At 43.2% G+C, this 18,579-nt stretch carries 16 protein-coding genes; 7 read left to right on the plus strand and 9 right to left on the minus strand.

Features of this window, described 5'->3' with window-relative positions:
• Positions 1-25 precede the first annotated feature (25 nt).
• From ACTW1R_RS10910 to sfsA, 3 genes are read right to left on the minus strand one after another with little or no spacing between them, the layout of a single operon-like run.
• Positions 26-1,300: a DEAD/DEAH box helicase gene (locus ACTW1R_RS10910; protein WP_074933044.1), complete on the minus strand. Its 1,275-nt coding sequence runs from the start codon at positions 1,298-1,300 to the stop codon at positions 26-28.
• A gap of 14 nt (positions 1,301-1,314) precedes the next feature.
• Complete coding sequence (locus ACTW1R_RS10915) at positions 1,315-2,316, minus strand: Gfo/Idh/MocA family protein (protein ID WP_081116266.1); 1,002 nt, start codon at positions 2,314-2,316, stop codon at positions 1,315-1,317.
• 18 nt (positions 2,317-2,334) lie between these two features.
• Positions 2,335-3,060: a DNA/RNA nuclease SfsA gene (gene sfsA, locus ACTW1R_RS10920; RefSeq protein WP_074933048.1), complete on the minus strand. Its 726-nt coding sequence runs from the start codon at positions 3,058-3,060 to the stop codon at positions 2,335-2,337.
• A gap of 183 nt (positions 3,061-3,243) precedes the next feature.
• Between sfsA and ACTW1R_RS10925 the strand changes: the two genes are divergently transcribed.
• From ACTW1R_RS10925 to ACTW1R_RS10935, 3 genes are all read left to right on the plus strand, one after another.
• Positions 3,244-3,588, plus strand: a complete 345-nt coding sequence (locus tag ACTW1R_RS10925) for a DUF4828 domain-containing protein (RefSeq protein ID WP_074933050.1) — start codon at positions 3,244-3,246, stop codon at positions 3,586-3,588.
• A gap of 214 nt (positions 3,589-3,802) precedes the next feature.
• The gene (locus tag ACTW1R_RS10930; protein ID WP_005229460.1) at positions 3,803-3,967 is read left to right on the plus strand and encodes a hypothetical protein; all 165 of its coding nucleotides are present in this window, start codon (positions 3,803-3,805) and stop codon (positions 3,965-3,967) included.
• A 245-nt stretch (positions 3,968-4,212) separates the two neighbouring features.
• A complete protein-coding gene (locus ACTW1R_RS10935; RefSeq protein ID WP_016610746.1) occupies positions 4,213-5,547 on the plus strand; it encodes a serine hydrolase in 1,335 nt (444 codons plus the stop codon).
• A gap of 53 nt (positions 5,548-5,600) precedes the next feature.
• Here ACTW1R_RS10935 and ACTW1R_RS10940 read toward each other — a convergent pair whose 3' ends face one another.
• Positions 5,601-6,113: a GyrI-like domain-containing protein gene (locus tag ACTW1R_RS10940; protein ID WP_010749327.1), complete on the minus strand. Its 513-nt coding sequence runs from the start codon at positions 6,111-6,113 to the stop codon at positions 5,601-5,603.
• Positions 6,114-6,237: 124 nt separating this feature from the next.
• On the opposite strand from ACTW1R_RS10940, the gene ACTW1R_RS10945 reads away from it, so the two are divergent.
• Positions 6,238-7,437: a YdcF family protein gene (locus ACTW1R_RS10945; RefSeq protein ID WP_128432502.1), complete on the plus strand. Its 1,200-nt coding sequence runs from the start codon at positions 6,238-6,240 to the stop codon at positions 7,435-7,437.
• Positions 7,438-7,484: 47 nt separating this feature from the next.
• On the opposite strand, the gene ACTW1R_RS10950 is transcribed toward ACTW1R_RS10945, so the two are convergent.
• Both ACTW1R_RS10950 and ACTW1R_RS10955 read right to left on the minus strand, forming a co-directional pair.
• A complete protein-coding gene (locus ACTW1R_RS10950; protein WP_005229452.1) occupies positions 7,485-7,994 on the minus strand; it encodes an HD domain-containing protein in 510 nt (169 codons plus the stop codon).
• A 123-nt stretch (positions 7,995-8,117) separates the two neighbouring features.
• Complete coding sequence (locus tag ACTW1R_RS10955; RefSeq protein WP_074536769.1) at positions 8,118-8,879, minus strand: TrmH family RNA methyltransferase; 762 nt, start codon at positions 8,877-8,879, stop codon at positions 8,118-8,120.
• A gap of 95 nt (positions 8,880-8,974) precedes the next feature.
• Here ACTW1R_RS10955 and ACTW1R_RS10960 point away from each other — a divergent pair, with 95 nt between their 5' ends.
• The 3 genes from ACTW1R_RS10960 to ACTW1R_RS10970 all read left to right on the plus strand — a co-directional run bounded on the left by ACTW1R_RS10960 (position 8,975) and on the right by ACTW1R_RS10970 (position 11,355).
• The gene (locus ACTW1R_RS10960) at positions 8,975-9,253 is read left to right on the plus strand and encodes an acylphosphatase (RefSeq protein ID WP_010749324.1); all 279 of its coding nucleotides are present in this window, start codon (positions 8,975-8,977) and stop codon (positions 9,251-9,253) included.
• 124 nt (positions 9,254-9,377) lie between these two features.
• A complete protein-coding gene (gene yidC, locus ACTW1R_RS10965; RefSeq protein ID WP_010749323.1) occupies positions 9,378-10,307 on the plus strand; it encodes a membrane protein insertase YidC in 930 nt (309 codons plus the stop codon).
• Positions 10,308-10,413: 106 nt separating this feature from the next.
• Complete coding sequence (locus ACTW1R_RS10970; protein WP_271813278.1) at positions 10,414-11,355, plus strand: AEC family transporter; 942 nt, start codon at positions 10,414-10,416, stop codon at positions 11,353-11,355.
• Positions 11,356-11,589: 234 nt separating this feature from the next.
• Here ACTW1R_RS10970 and ACTW1R_RS10975 read toward each other — a convergent pair whose 3' ends face one another.
• The 3 genes from ACTW1R_RS10975 to ACTW1R_RS10985 form a co-directional block, all read right to left on the minus strand.
• Complete coding sequence (locus ACTW1R_RS10975) at positions 11,590-12,240, minus strand: helix-turn-helix domain-containing protein (RefSeq protein WP_271813279.1); 651 nt, start codon at positions 12,238-12,240, stop codon at positions 11,590-11,592.
• 110 nt (positions 12,241-12,350) lie between these two features.
• Positions 12,351-16,700, minus strand: coding sequence for a PolC-type DNA polymerase III (locus ACTW1R_RS10980; RefSeq protein WP_142968305.1), 4,350 nt, complete (start codon positions 16,698-16,700; stop codon positions 12,351-12,353).
• Between the two features lie 118 nt (positions 16,701-16,818).
• Complete coding sequence (locus ACTW1R_RS10985) at positions 16,819-18,528, minus strand: proline--tRNA ligase (RefSeq protein WP_005229438.1); 1,710 nt, start codon at positions 18,526-18,528, stop codon at positions 16,819-16,821.
• Positions 18,529-18,579: the final 51 nt, after the last annotated feature.

Raw genomic sequence — 18,579 nt, forward strand, 5'->3', positions numbered from 1 at the left:
CGTTAATGGTAACACAAAAAGACGCTCAATGGCGTCTTTTTCCTTTGTCTTTTTGCTTTTTCGTCTTTTTCTTGCTCTTTTTGACAGGAGTGTGTAATTTTTCAGGCGTTTTCTTGGAAATTTTCTGCACACTTGCTGTTTTCGTTTCTTTCTTGCTTTCTTTTTCGACAACAGGTGCTTCTGTGTGTAACTGTCCCCCATGCAGATAGACTTCCTTGAGTTCTATGGACAACTGATTCGCGATTTTTTTCAAATCCTTCAAGGAATGGTCTTGAACGATCGTGACGACGGTTCCTTCTTTGCCCATTCTCCCAACGCGTCCTGCGCGGTGTAAATAGGATTCTTTTTCTAAAGGGACTTCTGTATTGATCACGTAAGGCAGATCCACGACATCTAAGCCGCGAGAGGCGACATCGGTCGTCAATAGTTCCACTAGTTTTCCTTGACGAAAGCTCTCTAATGCACCTTTTCGTGCAAGTTTGTTTTGATCAGATGCCAAAGATGCCACCGGCAAGCCATGAAACAATAGCTTTTCTTCCGCATTCCCCATTGTGCTTAATTCATTAAAGAAAACCAAGGCTTGAAAGTTTGGTAAATGAGCAAAGCGTCTTAAAGCATCCACGATTCGTCGTTGCGGATAGTTCAAATAGTAATGATGGATGACGCCTTTGCTCTGATCTTCTTGGGTAACATCAATGATCAGCGGCTCTTTTGACACGAATGGTCCAATCTCATCGATCACTTCGTTCGCGGTTGCTGAAAAGAAACTGCGCTGGATTTGTTTTGGCAATGTTTGATTGATCTTGGCTGCCAGGGTGAAGGCACCCTCTTTCAATAATTGGTCAACCTCATCCAATACCAATGATTGCAGCTGCTGGGTCTTGATTTTTTTGGCTTTGATCAATTCCAACACTCGGCCTGGGGTACCGATCAAGACCTCGGGTTTGTCTTTTAGTTTTTCCACTTGGCGTTTTGTACTTGCGCCGCCAATTAGCGGCAGAACGGTCAAACCAATGGCTTGGGCCCATTCCCGTGCTACTTCTGTGACTTGCATCGCTAATTCTTGTGAAGAAGTCAAAATCAACAGCTGATTGCCTTGCTTTTTTTCAACCTTCGTTAACAATGGCAAGAGATACGCCAACGTTTTACCTGAACCGGTCGGTGAGATTCCTATGACAGACGCGCCGTCTTTTAAAGGACCAAAGGTTTTTTCTTGGATCAAGGACGGTGCGTGATACCCAGCCGCTTGCCATTTTTCCTGCCAGACGTCTGGCAATTGTGTCAATTCAAATACTGTCATAAATGTTCCATTCCTTATTTTTTATCTGCATCAAAAATGATGTCGGCCTGCTTACGCATCAAAGAGACGGTTTCATTGACACTGCGGGCAAGTTCCACCCATTCCTCATAGCGTTGTCCTTGTTTAGGATCATCTTTGTTTTCAATGATGTCTGCAAAGTCTTGCGCTTCTTCGATCATCGGATTGTCTAAAGCAGCGACTGCTAATGGATGCGTTTGTTTTGTTTGGCGTTCATAAAATGCTGCTTCTTCAATAGCATTGACGGCATTCAAATCTAATGTCCCGTCTTCAAAATAAATTTCTGATCGTAACTCTGAATCAGCGATTTTGCCTGTTTGGATCGTGACATCAAAATCAGCATAGCGTAGCACAGCAGTCCCAATACCATCTACACCGGTCGGTAATTTGCGCGCAAAATAATGAACGTCCTGCGGTTTACCAAACCAAGCGACCGCCGCATATACTGGATACACACCCAAGTCTGCTAAAGCTCCACCAGAAAAATGTGGAGAAAAGATATTTGGTTCCTCCCCAGCTAATACAGCGTCATAACGAGACGAATATTTCATATAAGAAAAGTTCGCCCCAAGAATAGCACCGCGTGTCGGTAAGAATTCGGCTACGGTTGAAAAACTCGCTTCATGAATGTTGCGAGCTGCTTCAAAGAATAAAACCTGTTGTTGGTTTGCTAGGTCAATGATCTCCGCCATTTCCTCAGGCGTTGAAAAGGCTGGCTTTTCCACAATGACATTTTTTCCTGCCAAAATCCCTTGCTTGGCTTGTTCAAAGTGCAAACTGTTCGGAGACGCGATATAGACCGTGTCCATATGAGCTAAGCCAAAAAAAGTGGCCAAATCGGTCGCATATTCGATGTCCCCGTATTTTTCCCCAAAGCGTTGCGCTGTGGCTAATTTCCTTGAGTATACGGCTACCAATTGATACCGTTTGGTTTCGTGGGCTGCTTGTACAAATTGATCGGTGATCCAATTTGTGCCGATAATCCCTAAATGAATCATGTGTTTTCCTTCTTTCTTCTATAGATTGGGGTCGTCAAATTCGACGTTCAAATCAAAAGGGATCGGTTCTTTGACCGCGATCATCCCTTGGTTTACCTGGCAATTATAAGCAAACACTTCGACACCTTTGCTTTGCGCTTCAGCGATCTTATCGGCCAGATCCGGCTGCATCTGTCGATGGATCGTGGCGCTTTGCACCACTTCAAATTGGATCATGAACAAAACCGCCGCATAATAGCCTGCTTCTTTGGCATGGATCAATTCATTGACGTGTTTCAAGCCGCGAATCGTTGGCGCATCTGGGAAGGCGCCGATTTGCTTGTTTTCAAGTGTCATCCCTTTAATTTCTATAAACCCTTTTTCTTGTTCGTCTGTTTCAAAATAAAGATCAAACTTAGACATCCCATAGACGACTTCACGCCGCAAGAGAGCAATTTTCCCTTTGATATTTGGCAACTGGATCGTGCCATCCAAAAGGCCTTCATAGCCTAACCGATTGGGTACTTGACTATCAAGATTGATCCATTGGTCTTCTTTCTTGACTGAGATCAAATCGTAATTGGTTTTACGTTTCGGATTGTCCCAATATTGGAGGGTCACGAGTGCCCCTTTGTGCAATAGTTCTTTTCCTCGTCCCGTATTTTTCACATGGACGATCACTTCTTGCCCATCGACTAGACATCGGGCAATGAATCGGTTGTCGCGAACGAGAAACGTGGCTAAGAGGGTATTCGGATAATTCATTTTCTCACCTGCTCTTTTGAATCATAGCATATTTTGATAAAAACTTCTAAACTTCAAACTAAAGTACCATGCTTTTTTACCTTCTCATGGTATACTTATGGCAATTATTTTCTAGTGTGCAGAAGCGGGCATCTTGTTCACAAGGTGCAACTAGATGAATCGTAAGTGATAGGACGTGTATAAATGAAGAAAAGGTCTCTATTGATTGGTTTATCTCTAGCAACGGGCGTGGTCAGCTCCTTGCTGTTGCGAAAGGAAAAACAAAAAAATGAAAACCGCCAAAATTTCATTGGAAATTGGCGTTTTACTTCAAAGACAAAAGAAGATATCATTTTAGAAATTGCCAATGATTATTCATTGACCATCGAAGGCAAACCGTTGCCTGTTTCCATTGTTGAACTGACTCCGATGCGATTAGTGTTACTGGACACATTTGGCTATCATTTAGTTCTGGAACAAAAAGGCTCCGTTATTACTTTATATGATGAAGCAGAAGATTGCCACTATTCTTTGACAAAAAGCACGTAAGTGACCTGAGAAGATCGAGTTCATGTTTTCTTCACATTTTCTTCGGTCAATTCTCAGACTTTTTATCAGCATTTCCTGGCAATCCATGCTATCATTAACTTAACAAGTGGTTGAACAAGGTGTTCCGTTGAGTGATGTTTGATCGTTCATAGATTAAGGTGTAGGTTCGATTCCTACCTTCCACATTTATTTTAAACAGAAAGAAGGGATTTTTATGTTAACGACCTTTATTTCACTCTTTTCCATCTTTGCTTTAGCTGCGTTACTAGCTGGGACATTCTTTTTAGCAAAATTGGCCATGCAACAAGAAACGAGAGCAGTGAAAGTTCCCGTCAGAGCCCAAAACCAAAACCCGAGAATCCATTCCAATCGTCGCTAAGTGAAATCGTTTGACCCGATGTCAATTCAGAAAAACTTGTCTTCTTTATTAAATAGGAAGGCAAGTTTTTTTTGCTGTCTGTTGCCCTTAGGTCTTCTAGGTTGTAATGGTTTAACAACGCCCATTCCCCCTTTGAGCGGTCTTCTCGCAATTAAATGCTAAGTTTTCTCTTAGAGTATTGCAACAGCGGATACTCTTTGTTAAAATTTTTGCTTAGATACAACTTAAAAGGAGCTACTACATATATGCAGAAAATAACCAAGTTCGGGTATTCCTTCGTTGCTGCTTTGGCAATCCTCTTTGCTGCTGTCGGCATCCCCCTCGTTTCATATGCTGATGATACAGCAATGAGCATCGAAGAGATCCAAGAGTTTTCGATTGACGCCAAAGCCGCCTACTCCATTGATTTTGACACAGGGAAAGTGTTGTATGATCAAGATGGCGAGACAGCCATGGGTATTGCCTCCATCACCAAGATCATCAGCCTCTACCTTGTCGCTGAGCAAGTAGAACAAGGAACGATCGCTTGGGATGATCCTGTGCCGATTTCCGATTATGCCGCAAATCTCAGCGTGTCCCCTAACTTATCAAATGTCCCTTTGCATCAAGACGTTACCTATACAGTAAAAGATCTGTATGATGCCAGTTATATCCAATCTGCAAATGCTGCAATCGTCGCGCTCGCGGAGCTGATTGCTGGGTCTGAAAGTGCCTTTGTGGATTTAATGCAAGAAAAAGTGCAATCATGGGGCATCACCGATGCAAAGATCGTCAATGCTTCTGGCTTGAACAATGCTTATCTAGGGGAAAATATTTACCCAGGATCAACTTCAACTGATGAAAACGAACTATCCGCAAAAGATGTGGCATTGATTGCCCGTCATTTGTTACAAGACTTTCCAGATGTTTTGGAAGTAACCAGCCTTTCAACGAAACAATTTGGTGAAGGTTCCTACTCGCCTGTCGAGATGGTCAATTGGAACTGGATGCTTCCAGGTTTTACGAATACGAAAGATGGTGTCGACGGTCTGAAGACTGGTACGACAGATATGGCAGGCGCCTGCTTTGTCGGAACCGCCGTTAAAGATGGCCAACGAATCATCACCGTGGTGCTAAACGTCAATGGTCATGCAGAAAATCCTAGTGTTCGTTTTATTGAAACAGGCCGTTTGATGGATTACTCGTTTGACGCTTGGGAACAAGTAGAGATTTTACCAGAAAATGCGCAACTAGAAGATACCCAGACGGTTGCAGTCAAAGATGGGAAAGAACTGAGTGTGCCCGTTGCCTTAAATCAAGGCTTGACCCTATGGGTGCGTGGGGATATGGATGCAACCGCCTTTGAAACAACCATTGACTTTAATGAGCATTATCGTGATTCTGCCCTGCAAGCGCCATTGACTGAGGGCACAGAAGTCGGTACCGTAAGTGCTTCGATTCCAGCTGATACGCTTGGTTATATTGATGATTCCGATCATGACGAGACTGCAGGATTGATCACAACACAAACAGTGGAAAAAGCCAACATCTTTGTTCGTGCTTGGCGCGGCGTGTCCAACTTTTTCAGTAATCTTTTTTAACCTAAACGAAAAAATCTGTCCGAAGCAAAGACTGCTTCTCGGACAGATTTTTTTTATTCTACTGTTTCCACCGTTGCTGTTGCCAATGGCTCCACAGGGAAAAACAATTCAACTTCCCCCTCCTTAAAATGAGGAAGATACCTTTCTTGAATGGCTGCTGACAACTGGACGTTGTTTTCTGGTAAAACTTCCATCAGCATTTTTTCAGTCATCATCGTTAAGTTTTTTTCATCCGTTTTTACAACGAGATAGGTCATTGCGGGCATTTCCCAACGGACCCAACCGACAGGAGGAAAATTTTCTGTCTGGACTTGAACGCCTGCCAAGTAGCGACCGGTTTCTTGCCAAGGCTCTAACCAATTGGTGCCATCACTCATCAAGCCCCAAAATTCCAGTTCTTCTGCCTTTTGATCACTTACGAGAAATTCGATCTCTTCAAAATCCTTTGTTGCAAGTTCCCAAAGCGCTGGTACCCAAGAAGCACCTTCTTCTGCTAACCCCTTGCCCTCTTTTCCAATCACATAAAAAGCGGGTCGTTCGACGCGAATCACTTCACCTAATTGCATGTTCCTTCCTCCTTCTTTCCTTCATTTTAGCGAATTGCAAGAAATTCAGCAACTTTGACCTTAGCAACAAGCAATTTCTGCCATTTTTCGGTATACTAAGTGTATCGTTAAAGGAGTGAAAAACATGGATTTTACGCAATTGCTGATTTTTGCCATCAGCTATGTGTCGGGCGTGATCGTTGTTCAAAAATGGCGCAAGAAAAAAGATGATCCGGATATTTTCTTTTTTGAATGTTGTTGGACGATTCTAGCCCTGCTAATTTATTTAGCTGTCTCAGAATTACGGACAGGTAGTTTCTTTATTCTGATACCCGTCGCCTTCGCCGGCCTTTTTTTATTTTCTTATCGGCGCAACAAGCACCAACTTGTAAATGGCTTGCTTTTTAATTTGTTCGTGCTGGCTTTTGGCGGCTACTTAGTCATTAATTTATACCGAACCCAAGACATACTCGTAGGTGGTTTACTCGCTGTATTACTGGCAATCTTCGTTGCTGTACTATTATTCGGTTTGGCAACACTCGTGGTCTTTCTTTACTGGAATTCCATTATCGTACTACGAAGAGAATCGCGATCGATCGCCAATTTGTTAACCCTGATCTTAGCGGTGGTTTTGACCGTTTTACTATTTTCAGATACCCTTTTGCACTTTTTCCCAGATTGGATCCGAATCTTATTCGGCATTGTTCCCCTAAGTCTTTTGTATCTGTTTGTAGTCTTTTTGAACTTTTTATCCATTTCAGTCATTTATCAGTTCAACCATCCTCGCTATAATCAGGACTTTATCATCGTCTTAGGTGCAGGCCTTTTGAATGGCACCACGGTCTCCCCTTTATTGGCAAAACGCATCAATACAGCGATCTCGTTCTACGAATCGCAATTTAAAGCGAAAAAAACCGCGCCTCGATTACTGATGTCAGGCGGACAAGGAAGCGATGAGCAGCTGCCGGAAGCTGTTGCTATGAAAGAATATGCGATTGCCCAAGGCGTACCAGAAGGTGAGATTTTAGTGGAAACAAATTCCACGACTACTTATGAAAACATGAAATTTTCGAAAGAAATCATGGATTCGCTTAAGCCAAACGGCTACAAAGCAATCTTTGCCTCAAACAATTACCATATTTTTCGTGCTGGTCTCTATGCGGATCAAGCCCAACTTAAAGCGGATGGTATCGGAGCACCTACTGCCTTTTACTATTTACCGAATGCCTTTTTAAGAGAATTTGTGGCAATCCTTTTTATGCACAAAAGACGACATTTAACGGTATTGATCACCTTACTGATTCTCTATGCAGGTGCAGCGATCCTCCAACTTATTTTTGGCTAAACAAACAAAAAAGTTCTTTGAACCAGTTGGTTCGAAGAACTTTTTTCTTATTGAATCGTGCGATGTTTCTTCCAGAAGCGTTGTTGCCATTTTTCTTTCATGCTGTCTGTAAGGGGTTCTGATGCTTCTTTGATCGCACAATATTTGTCCACCATCGTGACGATATAGCTTTCTTTATAGCGTGGCGGTGCAATCGTTGCTCCCCACATATGTTTCAAGATGATATCTTTTTCAAGATCACTAAGTTCAGTGATTTTTTCGGCATTTTTTACTGCGATTCGTGGATGCATGTACGCATGGGTACCTTCGTCAAACTTTGTAGTACGCCAATCGTAATAAAATAAATCATGAAGGAGTCCTGCACGAGCTGTTGCACGAGCATCGCCGCCCCATTTCTTGGCCAATTTGTAACTATAATAAGAGACGCTGATCGAATGTTCCAAACGTGTGGAGTTCATATGCTGCACAAAATTGGCTAATTTTTTTACAGCTTCTGTTTCTAACAGGTCAGCCACGTAAGACATATATTCGCTATCTTCTTGCCATTTTTCTGTCATAAATTTTTGTCTGCCACCTTTTTTGATCTGCTTGATTTTTACAAGACAAAGTATAGCACCTATTCCTGCAAGTTTCTAGGTGAGGTGCAATAGATTCAAATAGTTTAACAGTTCCTTAAAAATCTAGCTGACAGCAAAATACATCAAAATACCTGCCGCAATGGCGACGTTCAATGATTCCGCCTGACCATAGATAGGAATATATAGATTTTTATCGGTCAATGCCAACAGTTCCTGATTGACCCCTTGCCCCTCGTTGCCTAAAATGAAGGCAGCCGCTTGTTCTTTAGGAAGCTCGGTATAAGGGACTGCTTCTTTGTTTAACTCGGTGCCATAAATCGCCACGCCAGCTGCCTGCAGCTGCTTTAGAAATGGCGGGATCGCTCCTTCTACGATCGGCAGATGATAGTTGCTACCTTGCATGCTGCGCAAGACTTTCGTGCTGTAGAGATCGGCTGTTCCTTCGCCGAGAAAAACCCCGCTGAATCCAGCGGCATCCGCTGTTCGAATCATGGTGCCAACGTTCCCAGGATCTTGCACATTATCTAAAATCAGCCAATTGCCCGTCAGTGTCTGTAAGTCTTGTTCTTGCTTTTCCACCACAGCAAAAATCCCTTGTGGTGTTGGCAAATCAGAAAGCATCGCTGCGATCTCCTCTGTGATCAAATAACTTTCTTCCTGATAATCATCGAGTTGCCCGTTGGCTTCGCTTAACCCTCGCGGGGTCACCAACAACGCTTTGATGGGTACTTGTGCATGCAATGCTTCTTGCACCAAATGCCAGCCATCGATCAAATAGCTATTGGTTTGTGTCCGATGTTTTTTTTGTGTTAGTTTTTTGATTTCCTTGATAAAGGTATTTTTTTTCGATTGAATTTCTTTCATCTTGTCACCTCGATTCATTATAGCATGAGTCAATCGATCTAACTTGTTCTTTTACTGAAAAAACGCTATCATATAAAGCAGAGGAGGGATTGTCCATGAAGAAACTACGAATCCATGTACAAGGACGTGTCCAAGGCGTCGGCTTTCGTTATACCACAAAAATGCTTGCCGATCAGTTGGGCGTCACCGGATCTGTAAAAAACGAAGCGGATGGTTCTGTTTCGATTGAAGCAATTGGCGATGACAAAGCCATCGATGCCTTTGTTGCTGGGGTTAAGGATTCTCCTTCACCCGCTGGGAAAGTAAATCAGATCGACATCCAACCAGACGATGCCATCAAAGAGCGTCGGAGTTTTGATGTAGTGTACTATTAACAATTGAATGTTTTCTAAGTCGAAAGATTGATTTTTCAATGAATTTCTCTTTGTACATTGAAATAGTCGGTCTTTTTTAGTATAGTTATTTTTGTCTAAATTTATTGTGAAGAGGAAGAATAGAATGTCTAAAATGAATAAATGGCTGCTTTCATCAGGATTATTTGGCCTGTTATTAGCATTATCAGGCTGTGTCAGTACCAATGCTGATGGTACGCCGAAAGAAACAGGAATGATTTATCGCTTTTTGGTGAAACCATTAGGGGATATGATCACGATGCTCGTAGAAAACTTCAACTGGTCTTACGGCTGGGCGATCATCGCCGTAACGATCGTTGTCCGTGTCATTATCTTACCATTAGGGATCCATCAGTCTCGAAAAACGATGGTTCAAAGTGAAAAAATGCAGTTTCTGAAACCTCAAGTGGATATTGCACAAGCCAATTTGAAAAAAGCAACCACTCGGGAAGAACAAATGCAAGCGCAAGCGGAGATGCAAAAAATTTACTCTGAAAACAACGTCAGTATGTTTGGTGGTATCGGATGTCTCCCTTTGCTGATTCAGATGCCGATCTTCTCTGCTCTTTATTTCACCGCTCGTTACACACAAGGAATCCAAAACTCTGAATTCTTTGGCGTATCATTAGGCGACCCAAGCATCCTCTTTGTGGCGATTGCTGGTCTTTCCTACTTGGCACAAGGATATATCTCAACCATCGGGATTCCTGAAGAACAGAAAAAAACGATGAAAACCATGTTGATCGTTTCTCCATTGATGATTGTTTTCATGTCCATGAGTGCACCAGCTGGTGTGACACTTTACTGGGTAGTTGGTGGGGTCTTCAGTTGTATCCAAACGTTTATCACGAATGTCATCATGAAACCAAAAATTCGTGCCCAAGTCGAAGCGGAAATGAAAGCAAATCCGCCTAAAACGGTAGTTACGCCTCGTAAAGACGTAACGCCTGAAAAAACAGAAGCTGTCAAAAAAGCGTTGAACACGACAAAGCCTAACGGAAAAGGTCGTAACGCTGGCAAGCAGCAACGGAAGTAATTCTTGACCAAATCGCTCATTGGGCGGTTTGGTTTTTTGTTGTTTTCAAATGGGAATCAGTTGCTTCTTCTATTGCCTTTCGCTATAGTAAATGAGAGGTGAGCGCATGTTTCAAGCATATATCAATATTTTTGTCATTTTCAGTCTCATGTTTATCGGTTATTGGTTGTCTTACAAACAATGGTTTTCTAATCGAACCGCCGATACGTTTTCAAAACTGGTGTTAAATGTCTCATTACCCGCCAATATGTTTTTGACGATCATTAAAAACTTTACGAAAGACGAGTTTCTCTCATTAGTTTCCGGGATGATCATCCCTTTGCTTTCCATGATGATCACTTACTTCGCTGGTTATTTATGGCGCCGTTTCGCGCAAGTTGAAACCAAACACCAAGGGGCATTTTCCGCCATGTTTACCTTTTCCAATACGATCTTCATCGGCTTACCGATCAATTTAGCCATTTTTGGTGAAAAAGCCGTTCCCTATGTGTTGTTGTACTACATCGTAAATACGACATTATTTTGGACCATCGGTATTTTTGAGTTAGCAAAAGATAACCCCGATTTCGGCGAAGCCCGCATTTCCTTTCATCCATTGGTCATGCTAAAAAAGATTTTTTCGCCAGCCTTGATTGGTTTCATTATCGGCTTGATCTGGATGCTGTTCACATTCCCACTGCCCTCCTTTGTTGATGGACTTGGAAGCTACCTAGCAGATTTAACGACGCCTCTATCAATGTTTATTATCGGGATCATCGTGTACTTTGGCGGGCTCAAGAACTTGCGAATGACCAAAGACATTGCTGGTGTCTTGTTTGGTCGCTTCATTCTTTCGCCCCTCGTTGTATGGCTATTAAGCAGAATCATCCCTGTTCCTGGATTGATGCTTTCTGTGTTTATTATCCAAGCCTCCATGCCCGTCCAAAACTCTGTCCCAATTCTTGTGCGAAACTATCAAGGGGATGAAGAATTTGCAACTTCTTGTCTAGGCTATTCCGTCTTACTGTACATGGTGTATCTGCCTGTTTTGCTTTTTTTCTTTTTTTAGCTAGTTAACGAACTTTGTCGAAAAATACTCGTTACCAAAGGCATTCGCTTCTTTCGGTAACGAGTATTTTTCTTCTCTTTGTATGGTAAAGGTTCGATTGATTCGCTGTCCGGACGGCAACACCCCTTATGATTTGTCACTATAGATCACGATTTTTCTGATTTTCGCCAGATTGTGACTGCTTAGGTCGATTTCAATCCGTCCTTCAATGGAAATGCGTTCGTCGATTTTTGATTACTTACTTTGATAAAGATTAACCTGCAATTCATCCTTATTGGATTCGATATAATAGGCGATGTTTTGTGGATGATCTACTGTGAGATAAAGTTTGTCCTTTTTTACCTCTACTCGCTTTATTTCCTCTTCTTTGAAATTTGACATCGGGAAATGATTAGCGACGCTTTCGTGGGCAAAAACAATTTCAGGTTTCCTCGTCAAAAATAAATAGATAATCGAACTGACGCCGATTAGTAACAAGAAGACCAAAAGCTTATTGACTTTCTTTAGCTGCTCTTTCTTCTTGTTGTCTTCAGCGAATTTATTTACTAGATCGATATCATCATAAAACAATTCATCCAAAGAAACTTGATACATTTGAGCTAGCTCGATCAATGTAGTGATATCCGGGTAATTTCTTCCAATCTCCCAGTTTGAAATCGCTGAGCGACTGACATTCAATTCTTTCGCTAACTCTTCTTGCGTCATTCCTAATTGTTTTCTTCTTTCTTTTATCATCTGATGGAATACCATTTTTTCCTCCTTCTGATCTTTTCTTATATTAAAACACAAAATCCCTTCTCTTTTGTTGTGAAAATGAAGCATTGACGATTGCCACATTTCGTGACATCCTTGATAACTGCCTAAAGCCTGTAAAATAGAAGCCATCTTTGTTCACCCCTTTCATACACAAGACAAAAAAAGCCCATCATGCAGAAACTAGCTATACTAGATGCTGCGATGATGGGCTTATTTTTTTTAAGTGAACAGACGTTGGCTTACAACATATCGAACAACGACAACTGATTTTCATCTGGTAGATCTTTTAGAACACCGTTATCCGTCATGTATTCAATCAATGTCTTAGATACTTTCCCGCGATTGGCGAGGTCTTCTTTCGATAAGAAGGGACCGTCTTTTCGTGCTTCCACGATTTGTTTCGCTACGTTCAGCCCTAAACTCGGTACTGCTCGGAACGGTGCGATCAATTTTTTCCCGTCGATCACGAAGTTTTCCGCATCCGATTTATACAGATCGATCATTCCAAATTCATAACCGCGCTCTAACATTTCATTGGCTAACTCCAGAACCGTCAACAGATTCTTTTCTTTCGTTGACGCATCCAATCCTTTGTCAGTGATTTCTTGCATCCGTTCTTTTACGGCGTCTTTTCCTTTTGACATGGCAATCAAATCAAAATCGTCTGCTCGGACAGAGAAATAAGCACAGTAATAGAGAATTGGGAAGTACACTTTAAAGTAAGCCACCCGTAACGCCATCAAGACATACGCCGCAGCATGGGCTTTCGGGAACATGTACTTGATCTTCGAACAAGAATCGATATACCATTCTGGGACATTGTTCTCCCGCATCGCTTGCAAGTAAGTGTCCCGCAAGTCGTCAGGGATCTTGTTCCATTGTCCTTTACGGACCGTCTCCATGATTTTAAAGGCCATCCCGTCATCTAAACCGGCGTGGATCAAATACACCATGATATCATCCCGACAGCCGATTACTTCTGCTAGACTAGCGTCTCCGCGACGGATCAGTTCTTCGGCATTGCCCAACCATACATCGGTACCATGGGAAAGACCAGAGATCTGCAGGAGTTCAGCAAAGGTCGATGGATGGGTTTGATCCAGCATCCCCCGCACAAAGCGGGTACCAAATTCCGGGATGCCTAATGTACCGGTTTTCGAATAGATCTGCTCTTCGGTCACGCCTAACACATCCGTGCCGCCAAAAATACGCATCACTTCTGGATCATCGGTGGGGATCGTTTTTGGATCGATGCCTGATAGATCCTGCAGCATCCGAATGACTGTCGGATCATCGTGTCCGAGGATATCTAGTTTCAAGATATTGTCATGAATCGAATGGAAATCAAAGTGGGTCGTTTTCCACTCCGCATTTTGATCATCCGCTGGGTATTGGATCGGGGTGAAATCATAGACATCCATATAGTCGGGAATAACGATGATCCCCCCCGGGTGCTGACCAGTCGTCCGTTTGACGCCTGTGGCACCTTTAGCCAGGCGATCGACTTCGGCTGCTCGATAATGAAGATTATGATCGCGCTCAAAGCCTTTTACGAAACCAAAGGCTGTTTTGTCGGCTACGGTACCGATCGTTCCTGCACGATAGACGTATTCTTCACCGAAGAGTACTTTCGTATAGTTATGGGCTTCTGGCTGATATTCTCCTGAGAAGTTCAAATCGATATCGGGTACTTTATCGCCGTGGAAACCAAGGAACGTTTCAAAGGGAATATCGTGGCCATCTTTGTTCAGACGGGTGCCGCATTTTGGACATTTTTTCTCTGGCATATCATAACCAGAACCATACGAACCGTCTTCGTAAAACTCCGAATACTGGCAATCGGGACAATAATAATGAGGAGCTAATGGATTGACCTCAGTGATCCCCGTCATGGTTGCCACGAAACTAGAACCGACTGATCCCCGTGACCCTACTAGATAGCCGTCTTCATTGCTTTTATGAACGAGTTTTTGTGAGATCAAATAGATCACGGAAAAGCCGTTCCCAATGATCGAATCAAGCTCTTTTTTCAAACGTTTTTCCACGATCTCTGGTAATGGATCGCCGTATAGCTCTTTGGCACGGTTGTAACTCAAGTCGGTGATCTCTTGTTCTGATCCGGGAATCTTTGGTGTATACAGATCATCTTTTACCGGAATGACTTTTTCACAAAGATCGGCGATTTTATTCGGGTTCGTCACCACGATTTCTTTCGCCGCTTCCGGACCTAAAAATTGAAAAGCAGTCAGCATCTCATCCGTAGTACGGAAGTGCACGTCTGGTAGGCTATGACGATTCAACGGATTGGCGCCTCCCATTGAATTGATCAAGACCTTGCGATAAATGGCGTCTTCTTCGTTTAGGTAATGGGCATTCCCAGTAGCCACAACGATTTTCCCTAACTCTTCCCCCATTTTTACCAGATTCCGAATGATGTCTTCTAGGTCTTTTTCACTTTTCACGAGTTCCGTTTCCAAAAGATGGGCATAAACTGCTTTGGGCATGACTTCGATGTAGTCATAAAACTTGGCAAGTTCTCGTGCTGCATCGACCCCTTTTTGCATCATTGCCACAAAGACTTCTCCTTTATCACAGGCGGTTCCGACTAACAATCCTTCCCGCAATTTCACCAATTCTGAACGTGGGATTCGTGGGACTTTATCATGGAAGTACTTCACATTCGACATCGAGATCAGCTTGAATAAATTCTTCAATCCTGCCTGTGTTCGAGCCAAGATCGTGGCATGGAAAGGTCGAGCTGCTTTGTAGGAGTTCTCGCCCCCCACGTGTCGGTTCAACTCTTCGTGCAGCAGCATCTCATGTTTTTCCATTGCTTCTTTGACAAAGATCCATGCTAAATGACCGGTTGCCTCCGCATCGTAGATCGCTCGGTGATGTTGTTCTAAGCTGACACCGAATTTTTTAGAAAGGACACCTAAACCGAATCGCTTAAACTCTGGATACAAATAACGAGCGAGTTCCAATGTATCAATGACGGGATTTTCCGCTTCTGGAATACCGTATTTTCGATAACTGGTATTTAAGAAGCCCATATCAAATGACGCATTGTGGGCAACTAAAATGGCTCCTTCAGAAAACTCACGAAACAAACGTAAGACTTCTTCTTCTGATTTTGACCCGCGAACCATTTCATCGGTGATTCCCGTCAGTTCTACGGTCGTTCGCGATAACGGATGACCTGGATCGATAAATTCATCAAAGGATGCCTCCACGTTGCCTTTATGCATCCGCACAGCAGCCAACTCAATGATGGTGTCGTATACTGCAGACAACCCAGTGGTCTCCACGTCAAACACGATATAAGTAGCATCGGTCAGTGGAACAGGCTGAGGATTGTAGGCAACCGCTACGCCGTCATCCACGATATTGGCTTCCACACCGTAAAGAATTTTAACACCAGCCTTTTCTCCTGCATGATGGGCATCAGGGAACCCTTGCGCTCCACCATGATCGGTGATCGCAATCGCCTTATGGCCCCATTTGCCTGCTTGAGCGACAAAATCCGCCACGTTGTTGGTGGCATCCATCGTACTCATATTGGAATGCAGGTGGAGTTCGACCCGTTTTTCGCCTTCAGGTGCATAGTCTTTGCGAGCTTCGTGTTTAACTTCCAGCAAATCTTGCGCATTCATAACAAGATCTCGCATGAAGGTATCTTCTTGGACGCTACCGCGTACTTTGACCCAACTACCTTTGGCGATGGCATCAAAGACTTGTTCATCTTTTTCATTGTTGGAGAATTTTTTCACACTAAACGATGACGTATAGTCGGTGATTTTTAAGATCAAAATCTTCCGTTTTGAACGCAATTCGCGGACTTCTTTATCAAAGACATACCCTTGGATCGTAACTCGGCGTTCTTCCTCGATGATATTGATCATCGGTGTCACAGGTTCATCGGCAGGAATATTACGTCCCAAGGCGATTGGTCCGTCAAATTCGACTGTTTTGACTTCTTTTTTGCGTTGCTCGTGAGCCATTAAGTTCTCAGCAGCTTGTTGTTGGAACGCTGCTGTTTGCTCTTCCTTGCGTGCTTCAAGTTCTTTTAAGGCCGCCTCCGCTTGCTCTTGGTCTAGCTGCGGCAAGATCCGAAATTTTTGAAAGCCGAAGGTACTATAATTTTCCTCAATGATCGGCAAGTACTGCTGCTGCAAAATCGTGATGACCGCATCATTGTTGACTGGCAAAATCACTTTGTTCTCTTGCAGCACAGGCATTTGGTTTTTGATCACTTGATGAACCAATGGTCGATCACAATTTTGATTGGCTAACGCTAATGGCCAATATTCTTGAATGAATTGCTCATCAAAGGAACCATCTTGAGCTTCAATGATGATACGAACTTCCGCAATCTCTTTAAACGCCAATTCAATATGTTGTTTAAAGGACTGATACACCATCACCGGTAATAAACGTTCAAATTGGAAATAAAACGTCCACGCTTTTGATTGTCGATGCACGGTCACTTGTTTGATTTGGGCAGTCTGCATCAACGGATGCTGCCGAAGATTTGGAGCAGCTGCAATTTGGTCTAATAATATCTCAAAGGTCTCTCTTTCTTTTGACAATTGAAGATCCTCCTTTTCTCAGTACTCACTAGTATACCTCTTTTTGCCCTCATTTTCATTAAAAAATCGAGAAAGGATTTCCTCTCTCGATCTGCTATTCATTCTTGTTCGTTCCTGTTTATTCCTGATTGGCTAACAAAATCGTCAGGGTCGAAGCGACTTCTTCTTTTCTCACTTCAACGGTCGCACCAGTATGCTTGATTTTGATCTCTACGATGCCTTCTACGGCTTTTTTACCGATAGTCAAGCGAATCGGACAGCCAATCAAATCGGCATCTGCAAATTTGACCCCTGCACGTTCATTGCGGTCATCTACCAGCACTTGATAGCCGACTTGGTTCATCATTTCTTCTACTTCTTCACTTAAGGCATTTTGATAGCTATCTTCAATCGACGTTTGAATGATATGCACATCAAATGGGGCAATTTCTTGGGGCCAATCGATCCCAAATTCATTGCCGTATTGTTCGACGATCGTTGAAAGCAGCCGAGAAACCCCCAGCCCATAACAGCCCATGATGATTGGTTGCTCATCGCCGTTTTCATCGACAACCGTCGCTTCTTGCGCCTCACTGTACTTGGTTCCTAACTTGAAGATATGGCCAACTTCGATTCCTCGCGTAAAGGTTAAGGTTCCCTTTCCATCTGGGGAAGGATCACCTTCTTGAACCAAGCGAAAATCGGCAAAGGCTAATGGTTGAAAATCACGCCCCACATTCGCATTGAGATAATAGCTTTGTTTTTCTGCCGCTGGAACGATCAGATTCGCCATATCTTGGACATGCTGATCGGCGTACAACTGGATCGAATCAGCAAGCGCAATGGGACTGCGCAGCTGCGTCTCACTCGTCAGATAAGACTCCGCTTCCTCAACAGTCAGCACCTTCACTTGATCAGCGGCTAAGTAATGCTTGACCTTTGTTTCATTGAGGCTGTGATCGCCTCGTAATAACACCATAATGACTTGCTCGTCAACGAGTAATAAAGATACTTGAACGATTTTTTGCAAGTCTGTTTCGTATGCCTGCGCCAGCTCCTCTAACGTTAAAGGCTCATCCTGAACGACTTTTTGTAATTCTAAATAGGTCTCGTGAGATTTTTTGGCGATGTATTGACTGGTTGCTAATTTCCAATTGGCGACATAATCGCTTTCGGTCGAGTAGCAGATCAGCTCTTCGCCGATCCCCGACAATGCCAAAAATTCTTTCGAATCTCTGCCACCCATCAAGCCATTGTCCCCGACCACTGCCCGATACTCGATCCCACAGCGTTTCAATATTGCATGATAAGCCATTTCGTAACGATTATAGGTTTGATCTAAGCTGGCTTCATCGGCATGAAAGGAATAGCCATCTTGCATGATAAATTCGCGGCTGCGGATCAATCCAAAGCGCGGCCGCTGTTCGTCCCGATATTTCGTTTGGATCTGATACAAGCTCAATGGCAGCCGTTTATAAGACGTGATCTCGTTTTTGATCAATGTCGTAAACGGCTCTTCATGAGTAGGTCCTAAAACGATCTCTCGTTCGTTTCGATCTGTTAATCGATACAAGGATTCACCATACAATGAGGCACGTCCTGACTCCTTCCATGGCTCATACGGAAGCAAAGAAGGCATCGCCATCTCTACGGCATCGATTTGTGCCAATTCTTCACGGATGACCCGCTTGATCTTTTCTAACACCCTTTGTGCTAGCGGCAAGTAAACATAAATGCCTGCCGCCACTTGTCGAATATACCCTGCCCTAACTAACAGTTGATGACTTAACGTCTCCGCATCGCTGGGGGTTTCCCGCAATGTCGGAATCAAACATTTTGACTGTTTCATTTTTTTCTCCTTTGCTACAAAAAATCATGTTCACCCGATCAACAATTGATT

The organism is Enterococcus sp. R12, from assembly GCF_058135755.1.